Below are 20,612 nucleotides of genomic sequence, written 5' to 3' on the forward strand. Positions count from 1 at the left end.
GCTCCTTAGAAGCCTAAACTGGATAACAGGTCATCGACATCATCTTGACCCGATACAACGTCTTCACGTTTATCGGCATGAATCTGCGGACCTTCACCCTTGGCGAGATGTTTTTGTGGATCTTTTTCCGAGAGGATCGCTTCGCGGTCATGTTCGATGCCAGCGAAACGGTCAACCTGGCCTGCCATAAGCACCAATTTGAGCAAGTTGCTTTCCACTTCGGTGACCAACTGGGTCACACGCTTGATCACCTGACCGGTGAGGTCCTGGTAATCCTGGGCCAGCAGAATGTCGTTGAGGTTGCTGGAAACCGTACGGTTTTCCTGCTCGCTGCGTGACAGGAAACCGTCGACCCGACGCGCCAACTCGCGAAACTCCTCGGCCCCCACTTCCCGGCGCATGAAGCGGCCCCAGTCGTGGCTCAGGGCCTGGGCTTCAGTGGCCATGCCGTTGACCAGGGGCGTGGCGTTTTCCACCAGGTCCATGGTGCGGTTGGCCGCCGCCTCAGTCAGCCTGACCACATAGGACAGGCGTTCGGTGGCATCGGTGATTTGCGAGATTTCTTCGGCCTGGGGCATGTGCGGGTCAATCTGGAAATTGACGATCGCACTGTGCAGCTCGCGTGTGAGCTTGCCCACTTCCTGGTACAGGCCGCGGTCACGGGTCTGGTTGAGCTCATGGATTAACTGCACCGCGTCGCCGAACTGGCCTCTTTCAAGGCTGTCGACCAACTGGTGAGCATGCTTTTTCAGGGTCGACTCGAAGTCTCCCTGTGACGTTTCTTTATGCTCCATAGCTCCCCCGCGATGGCATTAGCCGTGGATGCGTTCGAAGATTTTTTCGATCTTCTCTTTCAAGGCCAATGCCGTGAATGGCTTGACCACGTAACCGTTGACCCCGGCCTGGGCGGCTTCGATGATCTGCTCACGCTTGGCTTCGGCGGTGACCATCAGCACAGGCAGGCTGCGCAGCTTTTCGTCAGCGCGCACGTGGCGCAGCAAGTCGATACCGGTCATGCCCGGCATGTTCCAGTCTGTTACCAGAAAGTCGATGCTCCCGCTGTTGAGGATCGGAATGGCCGTAATGCCGTCATCCGCCTCGACCGTGTTTGTGAACCCAAGGTCACGCAACAGGTTTTTTATGATCCGCCGCATCGTTGAGAAGTCATCAACGATGAGGATTTTCATGTTCTTGTCCAATTCGACCTCCAAGCAGTCTTAAACGCGCCCAGCACCTGGACGCGCCATTTCAATCAACAGGCATTACACAAAAAGGACTGCCGGGGGCACCACGGGTCGAACCCGCGAAGGCCGGTTGCCCTCGCGGTATCGTCTGCAGTGTCCCCACACTGCCTGTTCAGCGCGCTCGCCACTCTCCCAAACGCCCCCGCAAGCGGGCTGCGCACTGGCTGTGCAACTGGCTGACCCGCGATTCGCTGACACCCAGGACCTCACCGATTTCCTTGAGGTTCAGCTCTTCGTCGTAGTACAGCGCCAACACCAGCCGCTCACGCTCCGGCAAATTGGCAATCGCGTCCGCCAACGCTCCCTGGAAACGCTCATCTTCCAGGTCACGCGATGGCTCCATATGAGCACTCGCGCCGTCCTCGTGCAGCCCTTCATGTTCGCCGTCCTGCAACAGGTCGTCGAAACTGAACAGGCGGCTGCCCAAGGTATCGTTCAAAATCCCGTAGTAATCGTCGAGACTCAATTGGAGTTCGGCCGCAACTTCGTGATCTTTAGCGTCGCGACCGGTTTTTGCTTCAATTGCGCGAATTGCGTCACTGACCATGCGTGTGTTGCGGTGTACCGAACGCGGCGCCCAGTCACCTTTGCGCACTTCATCGAGCATCGCGCCACGGATGCGGATGCCCGCATACGTCTCGAAACTCGCCCCCTTGCTCGCGTCGTATTTGGTCGACACTTCGAGCAGGCCGATCATGCCCGCCTGGATCAGGTCTTCGACCTGCACGCTGGCGGGCAGGCGTGCCAGCAGGTGATAGGCAATGCGCTTGACCAGGGGCGCGTAGCGCTCGATCAACTCGCCCTGGCTGTCACGGGCAGACTTCTTGTAAGCGTTGTAGCCGGTCGCTGTCATAGCACGGGTCCTGCGCTCGTCTGATGCACCAATCGCTCGACGAAAAACTCCAGATGCCCCCGGGGGTTGGCGGGCAACGGCCAGGTATCGACCTTCTGGGCAATAGCCTTGAACGCCAGTGCACACTTGGAACGAGGGAATGCTTCGTAGACTGCACGCTGCTTTTGCACAGCCTTGCGCACACACTCGTCGTAGGGAACTGCGCCGACGTATTGTAAGGCGACATCGAGGAAACGATCCGTGACCTTGGTCAACTTGGCGAACAGGTTGCGCCCTTCCTGCGGACTCTGGGCCATGTTGGCCAGGACGCGGAAGCGGTTCATGCCGTAATCACGGTTAAGCAGTTTGATCAGGGCGTAGGCGTCGGTGATCGAGGTGGGTTCATCGCAGACCACCAGCAACACTTCCTGCGCGGCGCGCACGAAGCTGACCACGGATTCGCCGATCCCGGCGGCGGTGTCGATCACCAGCACGTCGAGGTTGTCGCCGATGTCACTGAAGGCCTGGATCAGGCCGGCATGCTGCGCCGGGCTCAGGTGCACCATGCTCTGGGTGCCGGAGGCGGCCGGGACGATGCGGATGCCACCGGGACCTTGCAGCAGCACATCGCGCAGCTCACAACGGCCCTCGATCACATCGGCAAGGGTGTGCTTGGGCGTCAGCCCCAGCAGAACGTCGACGTTCGCCAACCCCAGGTCAGCATCCAGCAGCATGACGCGACGGCCAAGCTCTGCCAGGGCCAGGGACAAATTCACTGACACGTTAGTTTTTCCGACGCCACCTTTGCCGCCGGTCACCGCGATCACCTGTACGGGATGCATGCTGCCCATTTTATTTCTTTACCTTGTCTTGCTTAGACGCAGGCTACATGGCTTGGCCGCGTGAATCGCTTGCAGACCATCGATGTAGATACTTTTCACGGTGTTCATACCGTCCTCAACCTACCCGCTTCGCCGGGTTGTGGTAGAGGTCGGCGAACATATCGGCCATCGCTTCCTCGCTAGGCTCGTCTTGCATTTGCACGCTGACTGCACGGCTGACCAACTGATGACGGCGCGGCAGATGCAGATCATCCGGGATCCGCGGCCCGTCGGTCAGGTAGGCGACCGGCAATTCATGACTGATGGCCAGGCTCAGCACCTCGCCCAGGCTCGCGGTTTCGTCGAGCTTGGTGAGGATGCAACCGGCCAGGCCGCAGCGCTTGTAACTATGATACGCAGCGGTAAGAACCTGTTTCTGGCTGGTGGTTGCAAGCACCAGGTAATTTTTCGACTTGATGCCACGCCCGGCCAGGCTTTCCAACTGCATGCGCAAGGCCGGGTCGCTGGCTTGCAGGCCGGCGGTATCGATCAGCACCACGCGCTTGCGCAGCAGCGGGTCGAGGGCGTTGGCCAGGGACTGGCCCGGGTCGACATGGGTCACCGGCACATTGAGAATGCGGCCCAGGGTCTTGAGCTGCTCCTGGGCACCAATACGGTAGCTGTCCATGCTCACCAGCGCGATATTCTGAGCGCCGTACTTGAGCACGTAACGGGCGGCCAGCTTGGCCAGGGTGGTGGTCTTGCCCATGCCGGCAGGGCCGACCATGGCGATCACACCGCCCTCTTCCAGGGGTTCGATTTCCGGGGTGGCGATCATCCGCGCCAGATGGGCCAGCAACATGCGCCAGGCCTGGCGAGGCTCTTCGATCTCGGTGGTCAGGGCCAGCAGGTCGCGGGACAACGGGCCGGACAGGCCGATGCGTTGCAGGCGGCGCCACAGGTTGGCCTGTTGCGGTTTGCTGCCTTGCAACTGGTTCCAGGCCAGCGAGCCCAACTGCACTTCGAGCAGTTCACGCAAACCGTTGAGTTCAAAGCGCATCGAATCGAACACGCGCTGGTCAACCGCCGCTGCCGGGGCTGGCGCAGCGGGACGCGGCGGCTCTTTGAAGGTCGGCTCAACCAATGGCTCGGCGGCGGTCAGCGGCAGGCCGGCGAACAACTGACGATTGGTGGTGGCATCGCTGTCGCCACGCATGCTCAGTTCAGCCTGGGCCGAGACGATGCGCGAAGCGGTCTTGCGCAGCTCGTCTTCGAGCTCCATGTTCGGCACGCGCGGCGCCAGGGCCGAAGGGGTGTAATCCAGGGCAGCCGTCAGCTCGACACCGCCGGCAATACGACGGTTGCCGATAATCGCGGCGTCGGCGCCCAGCTCATCACGAACCAGTTTCATGGCCTGACGCATATCGGCGGCGAAAAAACGCTTCACTTGCATAACCCACTACCCTCAGCCGTTGGGCCCTACTGTCGCGACGATAGTCACTTGCTTGTTGTCAGGAATTTCCTGATAAGCCAAAACGTGCAAATTCGGTACTGCCAGGCGCCCAAACCGCGACAACATCGCCCGGACCGGGCCTGCCACCAGCAGGATCACCGGTTGGCCTTGCATTTCCTGGCGTTGCGCGGCGTCGATCAACGAACGCTGCAGCTTCTCCGCCATGCTTGGCTCCAGCAGAACGCCCTCTTCCTGGCCTTGTCCTGCCTTCTGAATACTATTGAGCAATATTTGTTCCAACCTGGGTTCCAAGGTGATCACAGGCAGCTCGGAGTCAAGCCCTACAATGCTTTGCACGATTGCACGCGACAATCCGACGCGCACCGCGGCCACCAGCGCGGCAGTATCTTGACTCTTGGCGGCATTGTTGGCGATAGCCTCGGCAATGCTGCGAATGTCGCGCACCGGCACCTGTTCGGCCAGCAACGCCTGCAATACCTTGAGCAACTGGGACAGCGACAGAATGCCCGGCACCAGCTCTTCGGCGAGTTTTGGCGAGGCTTTGCCGAGCAAACCCATCAATTGCTGGACTTCTTCGTGGCCGATCAGCTCGTGGGAGTGCTTGTACAGGATCTGGTTGAGGTGGGTGGCGACCACGGTGCTGGCGTCCACCACGGTGTAACCCAGGGACTGCGCCTGGCTGCGCTGACTGATTTCGATCCATACCGCGTCCAGGCCAAAAGCCGGATCTTTGGCGGTAATGCCGTTGAGGCTGCCGAACACCTGCCCCGGGTTGATTGCCAGCTCGCGGTCCGGGTAGATCTCGGCTTCCGCCAGGATCACGCCCATCAGGGTCAGGCGGTAGGCGCTGGGCGCCAGGTCAAGGTTGTCGCGGATATGCACGGTGGGCATCAGGAAGCCCAGGTCCTGGGACAGCTTCTTGCGCACGCCCTTGATCCGCGCGAGCAATTGACCACCCTGGTTGCGGTCCACCAGCGGAATGAGGCGGTAGCCGACTTCCAGGCCGATCATGTCGATCGGGGTCACGTCATCCCAGCCCAGCTCCTTGGTTTCCTGGGCGCGGGCAGGGGATGGCAGCAGTTCCTGCTGGCGCGCAATCTCCTGCTGGGCCTGGACCTTGACCGCATTCTGCTTTTTCCAGAACAGGTAGGCCGCACCGCCGGCCAGGGCCGCCATGGTCAGGAACGATACGTGGGGCATGCCCGGCACGATGCCCATGATCGCCATGATGCCCGCCGCCACGGCCAGGGCCTTGGGCGAGGCGAACATCTGCCGGCTGATCTGCTTGCCCATGTCTTCGGAGCCCGAAGCACGGGTCACCATGATCGCCGCTGCTGTGGATAACAACAGTGATGGCAATTGCGCCACTAAACCGTCACCGATGGTCAGCAAGGCGTAGACCTTGCCCGCATCGCCGAAGGTCATGCCGTGTTGGAAGATACCGACGGCCATGCCGCCGATGAGGTTGATGAACAGAATCAGCAGGCCGGCGATGGCGTCACCGCGCACGAATTTGCTGGCACCGTCCATGGAGCCGTAGAACTCGGCTTCCTGGGCGACTTCCAGGCGACGTGTCTTGGCCTGGTTCTGGTCGATCAGGCCGGCGTTGAGGTCGGCGTCGATCGCCATTTGTTTGCCGGGCATGGCGTCGAGGGTAAACCGCGCGCTCACCTCGGAAATCCGCCCGGCACCCTTGGTCACCACCACGAAGTTGATGATCATCAGGATCGCGAACACCACGATACCCACCACGTAGTTACCGCCGATCACCACCTCACCAAAGGCTTGGATCACCTTACCGGCGGCGGCGTGGCCGTCCTGACCGTGGAGCATCACCACGCGGGTGGACGCCACGTTCAGCGCCAGGCGCAGCAAGGTGGCGACCAGCAGGATGGTCGGGAATACCGCAAAATCCAGCGGCCGCAGGGCGTACACGCAGACCAGCAGCACCACGACGGACAGGGCAATGTTGAAGGTAAAGAACACGTCGAGCAGGAACGGCGGCATCGGCAACATCATCATTGCCAGCATCACCAGCAACAACAACGGCACACCCAGATTGCCCCGCGAGAGGTCAGTCAGGGTGCTGCGCGCCGTGCCGAGCATTTGAGAGCGATCCACCAGTATTCCTCGTGTCCTTTGAAGCAAAGTTTTGACGCAGTTGGGCGTCCTGAAGGCGGTATTGCAAGAAGCCTTCCAACTTTTGTTTTGGAACGTCGATCGCTATGAACACTCACGTTTTTTCGGAAAGAACATATTTTAAATGTGGGAGGGGGCTTGCCCCCGATTGCAGCTTGCCAGACTAAGAGTCGGTGACTGACACAACGCCATCGGGGGCAAGCCCCCTCCCACACTTGGATGTGCGCGCAGCCGGTACTACTGGGGAAATTTCCGATAAGGTTTTGCGGTTGCCCCTAGGAAACTCGCTCTCTAGTCTCCGTACACCGCTGCAAACGCAGTGGGCGGGCGTCGCGGCCCGGCTTACCAATGCGCAGAAGCGCCATTGTCCGCTTTCAGTTGACGCCTTTTTATCGTCTACTGTGCGGCCTTATGGTGACTGTGCGCGGGATACCCTCGGGTATGCCGGGTCCATTGGTAACCGGTCCGCGAACCTGCGCACAGCTGCCACTCTCCATCGCGTCGCGGCGATCAGTGGCGGCTCCACTTACATGAGTGACTTTGCCTTCGAGTTGGACCGGACAAAACGCGAAGGTGCGCTGGGCGTAGCGCAGTTGATCGGGCTGGCGAAGCTGCTGGCTGACAGAGTGCTGGAGGACAGCGAGCACTTGATGGCCTGATGGCTGATCGTTCCTGTATCACCCTGCAGGAACGATCATCAAGCTCATAGGACGCGGACGTTCTCGGCCTGAGCGCCTTTGGGCCCTTGCGTAACGTCGAACTCCACTTTTTGGTTCTCTTCAAGCGTCTTGAAACCTTCGCCCTTGATGGCCGAATAATGGACAAAAACATCAACGCCACCTTTTTGGGCAATAAACCCAAAACCCTTCTCCGCGTTAAACCACTTCACCGTGCCTGTTGCCATTACGGTTCTCCTGACATCTCACTCAAGGACTTGTTGGATGACCCTGACATCGCACGCAAAGATACCGTCAGGTCGATGGATCCGCTGAAACACCACCTGCACCCCCACCGCAAGCCGGACGTCCCGCGAACCAATGAGGTCCACCGGAACAGTCTCGCCATCCACGACAATCAAACCCTTTCCAGTTTTCCGGTTATAGGATTTGACGATGCCTCTGGTAAACCGATTCAAAACCACTCTCCCTGCATCTCGTTTACAGCCTGCGCGCAGTGCATAGGGCAATAGAACCGCGAGCAGCGCGCTTTGGCTACTGTGAAGTCTGACAGGTAGACGACAGTTATCGATGAGTGGTAGGCAGGGCGGGAGTACGTCAGGAATCGCGGCGCAAATCCGGCGGAATCGGCAAATCCTTGAGCGGATCCGGGCGCTTGCCTTTGCCGGCGCGGTATTGGCGAATCTGATAGACATACGCCAGCACCTGAGCCACCGCCAGGTACAACCCGGCGGGAATCTCCTGGTCGAGGTCGGTGGAGTAGAAAATCGACCGCGCCAGCTCCGGCGACTCCAGCAACAGGATGTCGTTGGCCACCGCGATCTCGCGGATCTTCAACGCGGTAAAGTCACTGCCCTTGGCCAGCAGCATCGGCGCGCCGCCCTTCTCCGGGTCGTATTTGAGGGCGACGGCATAGTGGGTCGGGTTGGTGATGACCACATCGGCGTCGGGCACCGAGGCCATCATCTTGCGCTGGGACATCTCGCGCTGCAGTTGGCGGATGCGCTGCTTGACCTCGGGGCGCCCTTCCTGGTCCTTGTGCTCGTCGCGCACTTCCTGCTTGGTCATCAGCAGTTTCTTGTGGCTTTCCCACAACTGGATCGGCGCATCCACCGCCGCGATGATGATCAGCCCGGCCGCCATCCACAGCGCACTCCAGCCCACCACCTGCACGCTGTGGATGATCGCCGACTCCAGCGGTTCATGGGCAATGAGCAGCAGGTCATCAATGTCGGACGACAGCACCATCAGCGCCACGAACAGGATCAGGATGAACTTGGCCAGCGCCTTGAGCAGCTCCACCAGGGCCTTGGTGGAGAACATGCGCTTGAGCCCGGCGCCAGGGTTCATGCGGCTGAACTTGGGCGCCATGCTGCCGGCAGCGAACAGCCAGCCGCCCAGGGCGACCGGGCCGATCAGTGCGGCGAGCAGCAAGGTGATCAGAATCGGCTGCACCGCCAGGATCGCGATCTTGCCCGAATGCAACAGGTACCGGCCCATGGCGTCAGGGTTGAGCAGCACCTCGCGGGGCAAGGCGAAGTTGTGTTTCATCAACTCCATCAAGTCCAGCGCCAGGCCGCCGCCGTAGATGAGCAACGCGCCGGCACCGGCCATCATGGTGGCGACGGTATTGAGCTCTTTTGAGCGGGCAATCTCGCCCTTTTCCCGGGAGTCCTTTTTACGTTTCTCCGTGGGGTCTTCTGTTTTGTCCTGACCACTCTCGCTCTCGGCCATGGCTCAGCGCGCCCGTGCCAGATCACGTAAGAACTGCAGGGCGTCGGTCGCCAGCGGTTGATACTGATTGAGAATGTCGGCCAGGCCGATCCAGAAAATCCCCATGCCCAATACCAGGGTCAGCGGGAAACCAATCGAGAAGATGTTCAATTGCGGCGCCGCACGAGTCATCACCCCAAAGGCGATGTTGACCACCAGCAATGCGGTGATCGCCGGCAACACCAGCAACAGCGAAGCACCCAATACCCAGCCGAGCCGCCCGACCACCTCCCAGAAGTGATTGACCACCAGCCCCGAGCCTACCGGCAAGGTGATAAAGCTTTCGGTCATCACCTCAAAGGCCACCAGGTGGCCGTTCATGGCCAGGAACAGCAAGGTCACCAGCATGGTCAGGAATTGCCCGATCACCGCCGCCGACACACCGTTGGTAGGGTCGACCATAGAGGCGAAGCCCATGCCCATCTGGATCGAGATGATTTGCCCGGCGATCACAAAGGCCTGGAAGAACAGCGTCAGGGAAAAGCCCATCAGCGCGCCGATCAGGATCTGCTCGGCAATCAGCAGCAACGCACTCAGATCGATGGCATTGACCGGCGGCATCGGCGGCAGCCCGGGCACGATCACCACGGTAATCGCCACCGCAAAGTACAGGCGCACGCGCCGCGGGACCAGTGTGGTGCCGAACACCGGCATGGCCATGAGCATGGCCGTGACCCGGAACAGCGGCAGGATGAAAGACGCCACCCAGGTGCTGATCTGGGTGTCGGTCAACGCCAGCAAGGACTGCATCGGGTCAGCCGATCAACTGCGGAATACTGCCGTACAACTGCAGGATATATTCCATGAAGGTCTGCACCAGCCACGGGCCGGCCACGATCAGGGTGACCAGCATCACCAGCAGGCGCGGCAGGAAGCTCAAGGTCTGTTCGTTGATCTGGGTCGCCGCCTGGAACATCGCCACCAGCAGGCCGACCAACAGGCTCGGCACCACCAGCACGGCGACCATCACGGTGGTCAGCCACAATGCTTCACGGAACAGGTCGACGGCGACTTCTGGCGTCATTGCGCTATACCCCGCCGAAACTGCCGGCCAGGGTGCCGATAATCAGCGCCCAGCCGTCAACCAGCACAAACAGCATGATCTTGAACGGCAGCGAGATGATCAGTGGCGACAGCATCATCATACCCATGGCCATCAGTACGCTCGCCACCACCAGGTCGATGATCAGGAACGGGATAAAGATCATGAAGCCGATCTGGAACGCGGTCTTCAACTCCGACGTGACGAACGCCGGCACCAGGATGGTCAGCGGCGCCTGGTCCGGGGTGGCGATGTCGGTGCGCTTGGACAGGCGCATGAACAACTCAAGGTCGCTGGAGCGGGTCTGCGACAGCATGAAATCCTTGATCGGACCCTGGGCCTTGTCGATCGCATCCTGGGCGGTCATTTTCTCCGCCAGGTAGGGTTGCAAGGCTTGCTGGTTCACCTTGTCAAACACCGGCGCCATGATGAACAGCGTCAGGAACAGGGCCATGCCGGTGAGGATCTGGTTCGACGGCGTCTGCTGCAGGCCCAGTGCCTGGCGCAGGATCGAGAACACGATGATGATCCGCGTGAAGCTGGTCATCAGCATGACAAACGCCGGGATAAAGCTCAGCGCGGTCATGATCAGCAGGATCTGCAGGCTGACCGAATACTCCTGCGCGCCCGCAGCGTTAGTCCCTAGCGTAATCGCCGGGATCGACAACGGATCGGCGCCGAACGCCAATGGCGCGGCCAGCAACAGCATGAGCGTCAATAAAACGCGCATTACTTCTTATCCTTCTGATCCTTGCCCAGCAACTCCATCAGGCGCTGGGCGAATTCTGGCGTGGCGGACTGGCCCTGATCCACGCTCACCGGGGTCTTGAGCACGTGCAACGGGGTGATGCGGCCGGGGGTGATACCCAGCAGGATCTGTTCCTCGCCCACCTGCACCAGCACCAGCCGATCACGCGGGCCGAGGGCGCGCGAACCGATCATCTCGATCACCTGGCCGTTGCCCGGCCCTACGCGCTGCACGCGGCGCATCAGCCAGGCCAGCACGAAAATCAGCCCGACCACCAGCAACAAGCCCAGCACCAGCTGGGTCAATTGTCCGCCGATACCGCTGCTCACCACTGGTGCGGCCGCCGCCGTCGCTTGCGCGGCCGGCTCAGCCGCGAGGGCGCTCAATGGCAGCGCCAGAAACAGTCCCGCCATCGAATACTTCATATCAGCGCAACTTCTTGATGCGTTCGCTCGGGCTGATCACGTCGGTCAGGCGGATGCCGAACTTTTCGTTGACCACCACCACTTCGCCGTGGGCGATCAGGGTGCCGTTGACCAGCACGTCCAGCGGCTCGCCGGCCAGGCGGTCAAGCTCGATCACCGAACCCTGGTTGAGTTGCAGCAGGTTGCGGATGTTGATTTCGGTGCTGCCGACTTCCATGGAAATCGACACCGGAATGTCGAGGATCACATCCAGGTTCGGGCCATCGAGGGACACCGGCTCGTTGTTTTTCGGCACGCTGCCGAATTCTTCCATGGGCAGGCGGTTGCCGGCCGGAGCGGTGGCGGCGTCAGCGGCCAGCAGCGCGTCGATATCGTCCTGGCCAACATCGCCGGTTTCTTCCAGGGCAGCCGCCCATTCGTCAGCCAGGGCCTGGTCTTCGGCGGAAGTGTTTTCGTGTTCGGTAGCCATTACATGTCCTCGGCGGAGCAAACATTCATAAATAGGGGTGCATCAACGACGGGTGATCGGCTCGACCACCTGCAGCGCCAGGTTGCCCTTGTGGGAACCGAGCTTGACCTTGAATGACGGCACGCCGTTGGCGCGCATGATCATTTCTTCCGGCAGTTCGACGGGGATGATATCCCCCGGCTGCATGTGCAAAATATCGCGCAGGCGCAGTTGCCGACGGGCCACGGTGGCGCTCAACGGTACGTCGACGTCCAGCAGGTCTTCGCGCAAGGCCTTGACCCAGCGTTCGTCCTGGTCGTCCAGGTCGGACTGGAAACCGGCGTCGAGCATCTCGCGCACCGGTTCGATCATCGAGTACGGCATGGTCACGTGCAGGTCGCCGCCACCGCCATCGAGTTCGATGTGGAAGGTCGACACCACAATGGCTTCGCTGGGGCCGACGATGTTGGCCATGGCCGGGTTCACTTCGGAGTTGATGTACTCGAAGTTGACTTCCATGATCGCCTGCCAGGCTTCCTTCAAATCGATGAAGGCCTGCTCCAGCACCATGCGCACCACCCGCAACTCGGTGGGGGTGAACTCACGGCCTTCGATCTTGGCGTGGCGACCGTCGCCGCCGAAGAAGTTGTCCACCAGCTTGAACACCAGCTTGGCGTCGAGGATGAACAGCGCGGTGCCGCGCAGTGGCTTGATCTTGACCAGGTTGAGGCTGGTGGGCACGTACAGCGAGTGCACGTACTCGCCGAACTTCATCACCTGCACGCCGCCCACCGCCACGTCCGCCGAACGACGCAGCATGTTGAACATGCTGATGCGGGTATAGCGGGCGAAACGTTCGTTGATCATCTCCAGGGTCGGCATGCGTCCACGGACGATGCGATCCTGGCTGGTGAGGTCATAACTTTTGACGCTGCCGGGCTCGGCAGCCATTTCGGTCTGTACCAGACCATCGTCGACGCCATGCAGCAGCGCGTCGATTTCATCCTGGGACAGCAGGTCTTGCACGGCCATGTCGTGATCCTACTGCAATACGAAGTTAGTGAAGAGCGCCTGCTCGACCACGACTTTGCCGAGCTCCTTCTGGGCCACTTCCTGCACGCTGGCCGTGACTTTCTGGCGCAGCATTTCCTGGCCCACCGGCGTGGCGAGTGTGTCGAAGCTCTGGCTGGAGAACAGCATGACGAGGTTGTTGCGGATCACGGGCATGTGCACCTTGAGGGCGTCCAGGTCCGAAGCGTTACGCGCCAGCAAGGTGATGCTCACCTGCAGGTAGCGTTGACGACCGTTCTGATTGAAGTTGGCGACAAAGGCCGGAAGCATCGGTTCGAAGATTGCCGGTTGCTTGACGTTAGTGGCGGTTTCGGCGGCGGGTGCCGGCTTGCTGGCACTGCTGTGCATGATGTACCAGGTGCCACCCACCGAGGCGCCGATAGCCAGGAGCAGGCCCAGGACTATCAACAGGATAAGCTTGAGCTTACCTTTGCCTGCGGGTGCTTTTGCTGCGTCTTCGCTCTTCGCCATGCCAATAATCCGTCACTATTCGGGGATTCATAGATCTACGGAGAGGCAAGAGCAAGTGTTATGCCAGAGTTGTCTGGAAGTCGAGGAGGTACGGGCGCAGCAAATCAAATTGTGGGAGGGGGCTTGCCCCCGATAGCGGTGTATCAGTCACCCATGTTTCAGCTGACACACCCTCATCGGGGGCAAGCCCCCTCCCACATTTCGTCCGGATCAGGCGTAGTAGTCGACCGCACTGGAGCCGATTACGGTTGAGGTGACCGGCGTCACGGCTTCAGCCACATCAAGGTGGTTGCCGCTGTCGCCATTGTCACCGCCCCGCCCGCCGCCACCGCTCACACCACGGGTCTGGGCCTGCTGCTGTTGTTGCTCCTGGCCACGGGACTGGTCCGACACGTTCACGTCCACCTGGCCCATGCCCTGCTGGGCAAACATCTCCCGCAAGCGCCCGGACTGGCTTTCCAGCGCTTCACGTACCACCGGGTGGGCGCTCATGAAGTTGACCTGGGCCTGTTGGTCGGCGGTCATGTTGACCTTGATATCCAGGCGACCAAGCTCAGCGGGTTGCAACTGGATCTCCGCCGACTTGAGGTTGGCACTGGACAGGTACATCACCCGGTTGACGATTTCATCGGTCCAGCCGCTCTGGTGCATGGCCAAGGGCGCATTGGTCACCGGTGGCAAGGCGTTGGCGGTTTTCGGCGTGGCCGCCTGGGTCAACGCGGCGAGGCGGTTGGCGAAGTCATCGACACGGGTGTCGCTGCTGGCGTTCTTCAGGTCCTTGAGACCGTCTTCGATCAACCCGCTGAAGGCCTTGTCGCCGCCCTGGTCGGTGCTGTCCTTGGTGGCTTGCTGGTCGACCATATTGGCCAGGCCGGCGGCGAAATTCTGTGCGGCAGTGGGTTGATCCTGAGTCGGTGCCGGAGCGGTTTTTGCCTGCGCCTGGCTGCTGGCCGATACGTGACCGCCCTGCTCCATCGCCAGGCGCACGGCGGGCATGGCATCCAGGGGATCTGCTTCAGGATCGAAGGCCGGCTTGGCTTCCTCGGTCGCTGCGACCGGCGCAGCAACCACCGGCTGAGCCTTGTCATCCTTGGTCGTGGTCGCGGGCGCAGGTGTTTCAACCGGCACCGGCACGGCTACCGGGGTGACGGTGGCAATCAGCGCCGGGTCGACCACCGGGTCAGCCGGAGGTTGCTGCACCAAGGCAGGGTCGGCTGGCGCGTCGTCATCCTTGCTCGCGCTGTCGTCGGTTTTGGCCGGCGGCGTGGCAGGCAAGGTATTGCCGCTATCGGCAACGGCTGGCGTGCTGGCGGCAGGCTTGTCATTGCCCGCTGCAGGCTTGGCGCTGGCATCGGACGACTTGCCTGCGGTGGGTTTGGCCGAGCTGTCGTCGGTCTTGACCGTGGGCTTGGACGCCTGGCTGGCAAACACTTGAGCGAAGCCAGGGCCCTTGTCCCGTGGGTCCGCAGCCACTGCCGATGGGTTGGCAGAGGGCGCTTGAGGCTTGGCCGCGGGGGCAGCCTGAAGGAGCGAATTCGGGGCGACTGGCATAGGTAAAGGTCTCCACTGCATGGGGGTCGGGGATGCAGTATCTGGAGGTAGAGCAAGAGTTGGGCCAGGTTTGGGGGCGGTTGGTTTTATTGAGTACATATCCGTTTTTTAGGTAACGGCCACTTAGGGTTCCGCCCTTACGGCGGCTCACTTTGGAAAAGCCGGAATGCCGGCCCAGCCCAAAGTAAGCAAAGGGCTCTTGCCCCAACACTCGGCACCTCGCCTAGGCTCGGCACCTCGCCTAGGCTCGGTGTGCCCGTAATCCGACAGTGATTTGGGGGGCCGCCGCCACGCGCCATCCATGGCGCGGGGCGCCTAAGATCAAAATCAAAAGCAAAGCGCGGCGGCCGAATAGCCGACCGAATCGTTGAAGCGTACGCGCTCCCCTGTAGGAGCAGGGCTTGCCCGCGGAGGTCGTTAACCATAACGCGGGAAGCCAGGATAAACGCGGCGCGCTGAATGGTTTTAGGGCTGCTTCGCAGCCCAACGCGGGGCAAGCCCGCTCGCCACAGTAAGTCGGCAACACAGTAAGTCGGTTACACAGAACAAAAAACGTATCTACGATGCGCAGCGAGTCGCTCTTGCTTGTGATCTTCGGCGCCCCGTCAAACACGCTGGCCGAACGCAGGCTTGAATCCGTGGGTAACCCGGCAGGACGCCGGGTTAGCCGTCCTGGGCCATGGATGGCCCATGACGGCGGCCCACGGATTCAAGCCGGAGTGAGGGAACACCGAGCCTAGGCGAGGTGCCGAGTGTTGGGGCGAAGCGTTTTTGGTTACTTTTTGCGCTCTTCAAAAAGTGACCCGCTGTAAGAGCGGAACCATAAGCCGCCGTTACCGCAGCAACGGATATGTACTCAATCAAATCTGAAACCGCTGCCGCTCCGACTCATACAACGGCTTCACCAACGCAAACTCCCGATCAATCTGATCCACCAACTCCCCCAGATCCCCAACCACAGGCCCAACGGACTCAACCTCCAACCGCTGACACAACTGCGCCAACCTCACCGCCCCAAGGTTCCCACTGCTGCCCTTGAAGCTATGCGCAATCCGCCCCAACGCCTTCGCATCATCCCTGGCCTTGCGCAGTGCTTCGACGCGCTTCTGGGAATCATCGAGAAAGGTATCAAGCAACTTGGGATACTCGCCTTCCATGACTTCCTGCAAACCCGACAGCACCTCCGGGTCCAGATGTAGATCAACCACTTGCTCGCTCCTTGATCAAGAATCGGCGGATTATGCCAGAGCCTCCCAGGAAAACTCCACGCAGACACTGCGCCCGCCATCCGACCAGCGTACATCGCTGCTCAATTGGCGCACCAGGCTCAAGCCCCGGCCGGACAGACGGTCGATATCCAACGGCCGCGCCAGCACCTGTTCCACATCGAAACCGGGGCCGCTGTCCTCGACGCGCAGGGTCATCCTGCCACCCGCCTCCGTCGGTACCACCTGCACATGCACCCGTATATAGCCGCTGTTGAGTTGTGCCAGGCGGTCATTACGCAGACGGTAATACTCGGCAAACCCCTGGGCGTCACGCTTGAGCCGTGAATCCAGGCCCAGCACGCCATGCTCCAGCGCATTGGAATACAGCTCCGCCATCACGCTGTACAGCGCCCCGCTCTGCTCGCGCAGGCCGTGGATCTCCAGCAGCAGTTGCAGCAGGTACGGCAATGGGTTGTAACGCTTCAAGGTCTCTGCACGGAATTCGAAACTCACCGACCAATCCAGCGGACAAGACTGCCCACTGTCGGCATACAGCGGCCCGCTCGCACGCAGTTGCTGGTCGACTTGCAGGGTGATCTCCACCATGCTCACGTCATCCCGCGCTTTGCCTCGGAAGGCCGCCAGCGCCTGTTCGATATCTTCAAACAGCCGATCAGGCTCGCGGTTGGCGGCGAACACCTGCTGCAAACGTTCAGCGCCGAACAGCTGCTCATTGGCGTCAGCGGTATCCAGCACGCCATCGGACAACAGGAACACCCGATCACCCAGGGCCATGGGCCAGACCTCGGTGCGATCATCAAAGGCTTGCGCCGACAGCACACCCAACGGCAAATGCCGCGATTCCAGTGGCGTGCGTTTACCCGTGGCGATTTCATGCACATAGCCTTCGGGCATGCCGCCGTTCCACACCTCCACCACCCGCCGCTGCGTGCTCAGGCACAACAGGGTGGCGCAGCAGAACATGTCCACCGGCAGGATGCGCTTGAGCTTGGCGTTCATCTCCCGCAGGGTCTGTGCCAGGCCGTAGCCCTTGGCGGTCATGCCGTAGAACACTTCTGCCAGGGGCATGGCCCCCACCGCCGCCGGCAGGCCATGCCCGGTGAAGTCACCGAGCAGCACGTGCATGTCGCCGGACGGGGTGTAGGCAGCCAACAGCAAATCGCCGTTGAACAACGCGTAGGGCGATTGCAGGTAGCGAATATTCGGCGCGGCGTTGATACAACCGGAATGGGCAACCTTGTCGAACACCGCCTTGGCCACCCGCTGCTCATGCAGGAGGTAATCATGGTGTTTGGCGATCAGGTCGCGTTGCTGCAAGACCGTGGCCTGCAACCGACGCAGGCGGTCCATGGCATTGATCTTCGCCGCGAGAATCAGCTGGTTGTAGGGCTTGGGCAGGAAGTCATCACCGCCGGCATCCAGGCACTGGGCCAGCGCTTCGCTCTCGCGCAGGGAGGTGAGGAAAATCAGCGGCACCAGCTCTTCACCCGCCAATTGCTTGATCCGCCGCGCCGCCTCAAAACCGTCCATCACCGGCATCAGCGCATCCATCAACACCAACTGCGGTCTATCACGGGTAAACACCGCGACCGCTTCAGCACCGTTGGTGGCCGTGAGCACCTGGTGGCCCTGGCGTCGGATGATGGTCGACAGCAACAGCAGGTCGGCGGCGCTGTCTTCGGCGATCAGGATCGTCAGCGATTCAAGGACCGGGGCCAGGACGCTCAACTGATGTCGAACAGTTTGTCGAAGTTGGAGATACCGAGGATCTTGCGCACATCCGAATTGCTGTTGATCACCCGGATATCGGCGTCATCCCCGGCATGATCGCGCAGCAGCAACAGCATGCCGAGGGCGGAGCTGTCGAGGTAGGTCGTCTCTTTCAAGTCCACGACGTAGGTAGTGGGCACCTTGTAGAAACGCTCGTAGGCGTCACGAAACGCTTGATGGCTGCCGAAATCAAACCGGCCCTTGACCGCGATCGTCAACTTATTCCCATCCAGGGATACTTCTGACTCGACTGACATGTGACTGCTTCCTTGTCATTGGCAATGACACAAGGTTTAGCAGGTGCAGGGGATGTGGGCAACCTTCAATAGACGTCTTTGCGCGGCAAGCGCTGGGACAGCTCGTCGAGCAGCTTCTGCTCGCGCTTATCTTCAAGCGCCCGCGCTTCGTCGATATAGCGCTGCACCAGCTTGCGCAGACCTTCGACCCGGGCAAACGCGGCCTGCCAGCTCTCACGCGCCTTGTCGAGGTTGTTCTGGTGCCAGGCCAGGCTTTGGCGCTGCTGGCCGACGGCGGTTTCCAACTGGTTGAGAAAGCCCTGGTAACCCATCAGCCATTGGCCAGACACGCCCTTGCTGCCGCGCTCGATCCATTGCTGCTGGTACTCGCCGCGAAAACGCTCCAGGTCGCCCAGCTTGCTTTCCGCCAGGCGGACTTGCCCCTGGAAGTAACCCAGGCGCTGCACGGCGGTTTTCTCGGCCTTTTCGGCCATGTCCACCACCGGAGCCAGGCGCGCGGCGCGGCTGTTGGCCATGGCTTAGCCGCCCGGCGCCGGGGCGAAGATCGACTGCAGGTGCGCTTCGCTTTCGCCCATGCTGATCTTGTCGTTGAGGCCCTGGCGCAGGTACGTCACCAACTGCGGTTGCAGGGCGATGGCCAGGTCGGTGTCGCGATCACCGCCCGCCACGTAGGCGCCGACGCTGATCAAGTCGCGGCTCTGCTGGTAGCGCGACCACAGCTGCTTGAACTGTTGCGCCCGGGCCATGTGTTCCGGCGTAACCACCGCTGGCATCACCCGGCTGATGGACGCTTCGATGTCGATGGCCGGGTAGTGCCCTTCTTCCGCCAGGCGCCGTGACAGCACAATGTGGCCGTCGAGCACGCCCCGCGCCGAGTCGGCAATCGGGTCCTGCTGGTCATCGCCTTCGGACAATACCGTGTAGAACGCGGTGATCGAGCCACCACCGGCCTCGGCGTTACCGGCGCGCTCCACCAGCTTGGGCAGTTTGGCGAACACCGACGGCGGGTAACCCTTGGTCGCCGGCGGTTCGCCGATGGCCAGGGCGATTTCCCGCTGGGCCTGGGCGAAACGCGTGAGCGAATCCATCAGCAACAGGACGTTCTTGCCCTTGTCGCGGAAATATTCGGCGATGCGCGTGCAGTACATGGCGGCGCGCAACCGCATCAGCGGCGCATCGTCGGCTGGGGATGCAACCACCACCGAGCGCTTGAGGCCTTCTTCGCCGAGACTGTGCTCGATGAATTCCTTCACCTCGCGGCCCCGTTCGCCGATCAGCCCGACCACGATGATGTCGGCCTCGGTAAAGCGCGTCATCATGCCCAGCAACACCGATTTACCCACGCCGGTACCGGCGAACAGGCCCAGACGCTGGCCACGGCCGACCGTCAATAATCCGTTGATGCTGCGAATGCCAACGTCCAGCGGCACACTAATGGGGTTGCGGTTGAGCGGGTTGATGGTGGGACCGTCCATCGGCACCCAGTCTTCGGCCTTCATGCCGCCCTTGCCGTCCAGCGCACGACCGGCGCCGTCGAGTACGCGACCGAGCATGCTCATGCCCATCGGCAGGCGGCCGGTGTCGGCCAACGGCACCACACGGGCACCTGGGGCAATGCCCGCCAGGCTGCCCACGGGCATCAGGAAAATCTTGCTGCCGGAAAAGCCCATCACTTCGGCTTCGACCTGCACCGGGTGGTAGCTGTCGTCGTTGATCACCATGCAGCGGCTGCCCATGGCGGCGCGCAGGCCTTCGGCCTCAAGGGTCAGGCCGACCATGCGCAGCAGGCGTCCTTCGAGGATCGGCTGGCCGGGCAACTCCGTGGCCTCGGCGTAACCGCCCAGGCGCTTGGCGAAGCTGGTGCGGTCAAGGCGCATCGACGGCGTCCAGGTCCACGCTCAGATCAGGCTCGGCCGGGTGCAGGGCCTGTTCGTGGAGCTGATCAAACAGCTTGGCCATGATCTGGCTGATGCGGGTCTCCACCGTGGCATCGATGCGACTGTGTTCGGTTTCGACGCGGCAACCACCGGGCTGCAACGACGCGTCTTCGACGATGCGCCAGGTTTCTTCATGACGCTCGCGCAGGGCCTTGACCTGTTCGAAATCCTGCGGGTTGATGTACAGCCGCACGTTGCCGACGCCCAGGGGCAGCAGCTTGAGGGCTTCGCGCATCACGCTTTCGATATGACTGGAATCCAGCGCCAATTCGCGCTGGATCACCTGGCGGGCGATGTGCTGCACCAGGTCGACCATGGCCTTTTCGATCTGCGAATCCTGCTCGGCGATGGGGTCGAACAGCGTGCCCATCAAGCGTTCCAGGCTGGCCAGCTTGACGCTCAGGGCCTCTTCGGCCTCCTGGCGCACCTTGAGGGTGGTGCTGCGAAAACCGTCTTTTTCACCCGCCGCGAAGCCTTCGTTGTAGGCCTCCTGGCGGATGGCTTCCAATTCTTCCAGGGTCAGTGGCTGGACTTCATCCAGCGGCACTTCTTCCATTTCCAGCGGAGGTTCTTCCACCGGTTCCGGCTCGGGTTCGGGCACATGCGGGTCGAAGCTGGGCAACGACCAGATGTCGAACCCACCGACGTCCCGTGCGCGAATCAGATCGCTGGGCGCCTCATCTTTGTTCGACATGGGAAGCGC

Annotated in this window: 23 protein-coding genes; 1 reads left to right on the top strand and 22 read right to left on the bottom strand. The window is 61.3% G+C overall.

Features of this window, described 5'->3' with window-relative positions; all coding sequences use genetic code 11:
• Nucleotides 1–5 precede the first annotated feature (5 nt).
• From AC3WP7_RS05020 to flhA, 6 genes are all read right to left on the bottom strand, one after another.
• Nucleotides 6–794, bottom strand: coding sequence for a protein phosphatase CheZ (locus AC3WP7_RS05020; RefSeq protein WP_058427225.1), 789 nt, complete (start codon nucleotides 792–794; stop codon nucleotides 6–8).
• Between the two features lie 18 nt (nucleotides 795–812).
• Nucleotides 813–1,187, bottom strand: a complete 375-nt coding sequence (locus AC3WP7_RS05025) for a chemotaxis response regulator CheY (RefSeq protein WP_015885173.1) — start codon at nucleotides 1,185–1,187, stop codon at nucleotides 813–815.
• A 169-nt stretch (nucleotides 1,188–1,356) separates the two neighbouring features.
• Nucleotides 1,357–2,097, bottom strand: a complete 741-nt coding sequence (fliA, locus tag AC3WP7_RS05030; protein WP_016976604.1) for an RNA polymerase sigma factor FliA — start codon at nucleotides 2,095–2,097, stop codon at nucleotides 1,357–1,359.
• Nucleotides 2,094–2,927, bottom strand: coding sequence for a flagellar synthesis regulator FleN (gene fleN / locus AC3WP7_RS05035; RefSeq protein ID WP_003192912.1), 834 nt, complete (start codon nucleotides 2,925–2,927; stop codon nucleotides 2,094–2,096). The genes fliA and fleN overlap by 4 nt, the downstream gene beginning before the upstream one ends.
• Before the next feature lie 106 nt (nucleotides 2,928–3,033).
• On the bottom strand, nucleotides 3,034–4,350 hold the full coding sequence (gene flhF, locus AC3WP7_RS05040) for a flagellar biosynthesis GTPase FlhF (protein ID WP_071489815.1): 1,317 nt from the start codon (nucleotides 4,348–4,350) through the stop codon (nucleotides 3,034–3,036).
• A 12-nt stretch (nucleotides 4,351–4,362) separates the two neighbouring features.
• Complete coding sequence (gene flhA / locus AC3WP7_RS05045; RefSeq protein ID WP_219731804.1) at nucleotides 4,363–6,477, bottom strand: flagellar biosynthesis protein FlhA; 2,115 nt, start codon at nucleotides 6,475–6,477, stop codon at nucleotides 4,363–4,365.
• A gap of 506 nt (nucleotides 6,478–6,983) precedes the next feature.
• On the opposite strand from flhA, the gene AC3WP7_RS05050 reads away from it, so the two are divergent.
• Nucleotides 6,984–7,169, top strand: a complete 186-nt coding sequence (locus AC3WP7_RS05050) for a DUF6124 family protein (RefSeq protein ID WP_371914797.1) — start codon at nucleotides 6,984–6,986, stop codon at nucleotides 7,167–7,169.
• A 44-nt stretch (nucleotides 7,170–7,213) separates the two neighbouring features.
• Here the strand turns inward: AC3WP7_RS05050 and AC3WP7_RS05055 are convergent, their stop codons facing one another.
• The 16 genes from AC3WP7_RS05055 to fliH all read right to left on the bottom strand — a co-directional run bounded on the left by AC3WP7_RS05055 (nucleotide 7,214) and on the right by fliH (nucleotide 20,603).
• On the bottom strand, nucleotides 7,214–7,414 hold the full coding sequence (locus AC3WP7_RS05055; RefSeq protein ID WP_093513997.1) for a cold-shock protein: 201 nt from the start codon (nucleotides 7,412–7,414) through the stop codon (nucleotides 7,214–7,216).
• A gap of 370 nt (nucleotides 7,415–7,784) precedes the next feature.
• Entirely contained in the window at nucleotides 7,785–8,921 is a 1,137-nt protein-coding gene (flhB, locus tag AC3WP7_RS05060) for a flagellar biosynthesis protein FlhB (protein ID WP_071489819.1), read from the bottom strand.
• A gap of 3 nt (nucleotides 8,922–8,924) precedes the next feature.
• Nucleotides 8,925–9,710 carry a flagellar biosynthetic protein FliR gene (gene fliR / locus AC3WP7_RS05065; protein WP_071489820.1) on the bottom strand — a complete coding sequence of 262 codons (786 nt, stop codon included), beginning with the start codon at nucleotides 9,708–9,710 and terminating at the stop codon, nucleotides 8,925–8,927.
• Between the two features lie 4 nt (nucleotides 9,711–9,714).
• Nucleotides 9,715–9,984, bottom strand: a complete 270-nt coding sequence (gene fliQ, locus AC3WP7_RS05070; RefSeq protein ID WP_010208761.1) for a flagellar biosynthesis protein FliQ — start codon at nucleotides 9,982–9,984, stop codon at nucleotides 9,715–9,717.
• A gap of 4 nt (nucleotides 9,985–9,988) precedes the next feature.
• A complete protein-coding gene (fliP, locus tag AC3WP7_RS05075; protein WP_016976565.1) occupies nucleotides 9,989–10,732 on the bottom strand; it encodes a flagellar type III secretion system pore protein FliP in 744 nt (247 codons plus the stop codon).
• The gene (fliO, locus tag AC3WP7_RS05080; RefSeq protein WP_071489821.1) at nucleotides 10,732–11,175 is read right to left on the bottom strand and encodes a flagellar biosynthetic protein FliO; all 444 of its coding nucleotides are present in this window, start codon (nucleotides 11,173–11,175) and stop codon (nucleotides 10,732–10,734) included. The genes fliP and fliO overlap by 1 nt, the downstream gene beginning before the upstream one ends.
• 1 nt (nucleotide 11,176) lies before the next feature.
• On the bottom strand, nucleotides 11,177–11,644 hold the full coding sequence (gene fliN / locus AC3WP7_RS05085; RefSeq protein WP_058427232.1) for a flagellar motor switch protein FliN: 468 nt from the start codon (nucleotides 11,642–11,644) through the stop codon (nucleotides 11,177–11,179).
• Between the two features lie 42 nt (nucleotides 11,645–11,686).
• Entirely contained in the window at nucleotides 11,687–12,655 is a 969-nt protein-coding gene (gene fliM, locus AC3WP7_RS05090) for a flagellar motor switch protein FliM (RefSeq protein WP_071489822.1), read from the bottom strand.
• Between the two features lie 9 nt (nucleotides 12,656–12,664).
• A complete protein-coding gene (fliL, locus tag AC3WP7_RS05095) occupies nucleotides 12,665–13,165 on the bottom strand; it encodes a flagellar basal body-associated protein FliL (protein ID WP_092243038.1) in 501 nt (166 codons plus the stop codon).
• Between the two features lie 210 nt (nucleotides 13,166–13,375).
• The gene (locus tag AC3WP7_RS05100; RefSeq protein WP_092243036.1) at nucleotides 13,376–14,716 is read right to left on the bottom strand and encodes a flagellar hook-length control protein FliK; all 1,341 of its coding nucleotides are present in this window, start codon (nucleotides 14,714–14,716) and stop codon (nucleotides 13,376–13,378) included.
• 860 nt (nucleotides 14,717–15,576) lie between these two features.
• Nucleotides 15,577–15,924, bottom strand: coding sequence for an Hpt domain-containing protein (locus AC3WP7_RS05105; RefSeq protein ID WP_092243033.1), 348 nt, complete (start codon nucleotides 15,922–15,924; stop codon nucleotides 15,577–15,579).
• A gap of 30 nt (nucleotides 15,925–15,954) precedes the next feature.
• Nucleotides 15,955–17,673 carry an ATP-binding SpoIIE family protein phosphatase gene (locus tag AC3WP7_RS05110; RefSeq protein WP_102592237.1) on the bottom strand — a complete coding sequence of 573 codons (1,719 nt, stop codon included), beginning with the start codon at nucleotides 17,671–17,673 and terminating at the stop codon, nucleotides 15,955–15,957.
• A complete protein-coding gene (locus AC3WP7_RS05115; RefSeq protein WP_058424909.1) occupies nucleotides 17,670–17,972 on the bottom strand; it encodes an STAS domain-containing protein in 303 nt (100 codons plus the stop codon). The genes AC3WP7_RS05110 and AC3WP7_RS05115 overlap by 4 nt, the downstream gene beginning before the upstream one ends.
• Nucleotides 17,973–18,037: 65 nt before the next feature.
• On the bottom strand, nucleotides 18,038–18,487 hold the full coding sequence (gene fliJ / locus AC3WP7_RS05120) for a flagellar export protein FliJ (protein WP_071491280.1): 450 nt from the start codon (nucleotides 18,485–18,487) through the stop codon (nucleotides 18,038–18,040).
• A gap of 3 nt (nucleotides 18,488–18,490) precedes the next feature.
• Nucleotides 18,491–19,849 carry a flagellar protein export ATPase FliI gene (gene fliI / locus AC3WP7_RS05125; RefSeq protein ID WP_071493758.1) on the bottom strand — a complete coding sequence of 453 codons (1,359 nt, stop codon included), beginning with the start codon at nucleotides 19,847–19,849 and terminating at the stop codon, nucleotides 18,491–18,493.
• Nucleotides 19,839–20,603 (bottom strand): flagellar assembly protein FliH, encoded by a 765-nt coding sequence (fliH, locus tag AC3WP7_RS05130; protein WP_092243030.1) that lies wholly within the window; start codon nucleotides 20,601–20,603, stop codon nucleotides 19,839–19,841. Before fliH ends, fliI begins: the two co-directional genes overlap by 11 nt.
• Nucleotides 20,604–20,612 lie beyond the last annotated feature (9 nt).

Source organism: Pseudomonas sp. FW305-3-2-15-C-LB1 (genome assembly GCF_058787615.1).

What these genes read in the sequence shown, in the direction of transcription:
- fliI (WP_071493758.1), bottom strand. Translation starts at nt 19,849, where the DNA reads ATGCGCCTTGACCGCACCAGCTTCGCCAAGCGCCTGGGCGGTTACGCC.
- fliH (WP_092243030.1), bottom strand. Translation starts at nt 20,603, where the DNA reads ATGTCGAACAAAGATGAGGCGCCCAGCGATCTGATTCGCGCACGGGAC.
- AC3WP7_RS05020 (WP_058427225.1), bottom strand. Translation starts at nt 794, where the DNA reads ATGGAGCATAAAGAAACGTCACAGGGAGACTTCGAGTCGACCCTGAAA.
- fliN (WP_058427232.1), bottom strand. Translation starts at nt 11,644, where the DNA reads ATGGCTACCGAACACGAAAACACTTCCGCCGAAGACCAGGCCCTGGCT.
- fliR (WP_071489820.1), bottom strand. Translation starts at nt 9,710, where the DNA reads ATGCAGTCCTTGCTGGCGTTGACCGACACCCAGATCAGCACCTGGGTG.
- fleN (WP_003192912.1), bottom strand. Translation starts at nt 2,927, where the DNA reads ATGGGCAGCATGCATCCCGTACAGGTGATCGCGGTGACCGGCGGCAAA.
- fliP (WP_016976565.1), bottom strand. Translation starts at nt 10,732, where the DNA reads ATGCGCGTTTTATTGACGCTCATGCTGTTGCTGGCCGCGCCATTGGCG.
- flhB (WP_071489819.1), bottom strand. Translation starts at nt 8,921, where the DNA reads ATGGCCGAGAGCGAGAGTGGTCAGGACAAAACAGAAGACCCCACGGAG.
- fliA (WP_016976604.1), bottom strand. Translation starts at nt 2,097, where the DNA reads ATGACAGCGACCGGCTACAACGCTTACAAGAAGTCTGCCCGTGACAGC.
- fliJ (WP_071491280.1), bottom strand. Translation starts at nt 18,487, where the DNA reads ATGGCCAACAGCCGCGCCGCGCGCCTGGCTCCGGTGGTGGACATGGCC.
- AC3WP7_RS05055 (WP_093513997.1), bottom strand. Translation starts at nt 7,414, where the DNA reads ATGGCAACAGGCACGGTGAAGTGGTTTAACGCGGAGAAGGGTTTTGGG.
- fliO (WP_071489821.1), bottom strand. Translation starts at nt 11,175, where the DNA reads ATGAAGTATTCGATGGCGGGACTGTTTCTGGCGCTGCCATTGAGCGCC.
- flhF (WP_071489815.1), bottom strand. Translation starts at nt 4,350, where the DNA reads ATGCAAGTGAAGCGTTTTTTCGCCGCCGATATGCGTCAGGCCATGAAA.
- fliM (WP_071489822.1), bottom strand. Translation starts at nt 12,655, where the DNA reads ATGGCCGTGCAAGACCTGCTGTCCCAGGATGAAATCGACGCGCTGCTG.
- AC3WP7_RS05100 (WP_092243036.1), bottom strand. Translation starts at nt 14,716, where the DNA reads ATGCCAGTCGCCCCGAATTCGCTCCTTCAGGCTGCCCCCGCGGCCAAG.
- fliQ (WP_010208761.1), bottom strand. Translation starts at nt 9,984, where the DNA reads ATGACGCCAGAAGTCGCCGTCGACCTGTTCCGTGAAGCATTGTGGCTG.
- AC3WP7_RS05115 (WP_058424909.1), bottom strand. Translation starts at nt 17,972, where the DNA reads ATGTCAGTCGAGTCAGAAGTATCCCTGGATGGGAATAAGTTGACGATC.
- AC3WP7_RS05025 (WP_015885173.1), bottom strand. Translation starts at nt 1,187, where the DNA reads ATGAAAATCCTCATCGTTGATGACTTCTCAACGATGCGGCGGATCATA.
- flhA (WP_219731804.1), bottom strand. Translation starts at nt 6,477, where the DNA reads ATGCTCGGCACGGCGCGCAGCACCCTGACTGACCTCTCGCGGGGCAAT.
- fliL (WP_092243038.1), bottom strand. Translation starts at nt 13,165, where the DNA reads ATGGCGAAGAGCGAAGACGCAGCAAAAGCACCCGCAGGCAAAGGTAAG.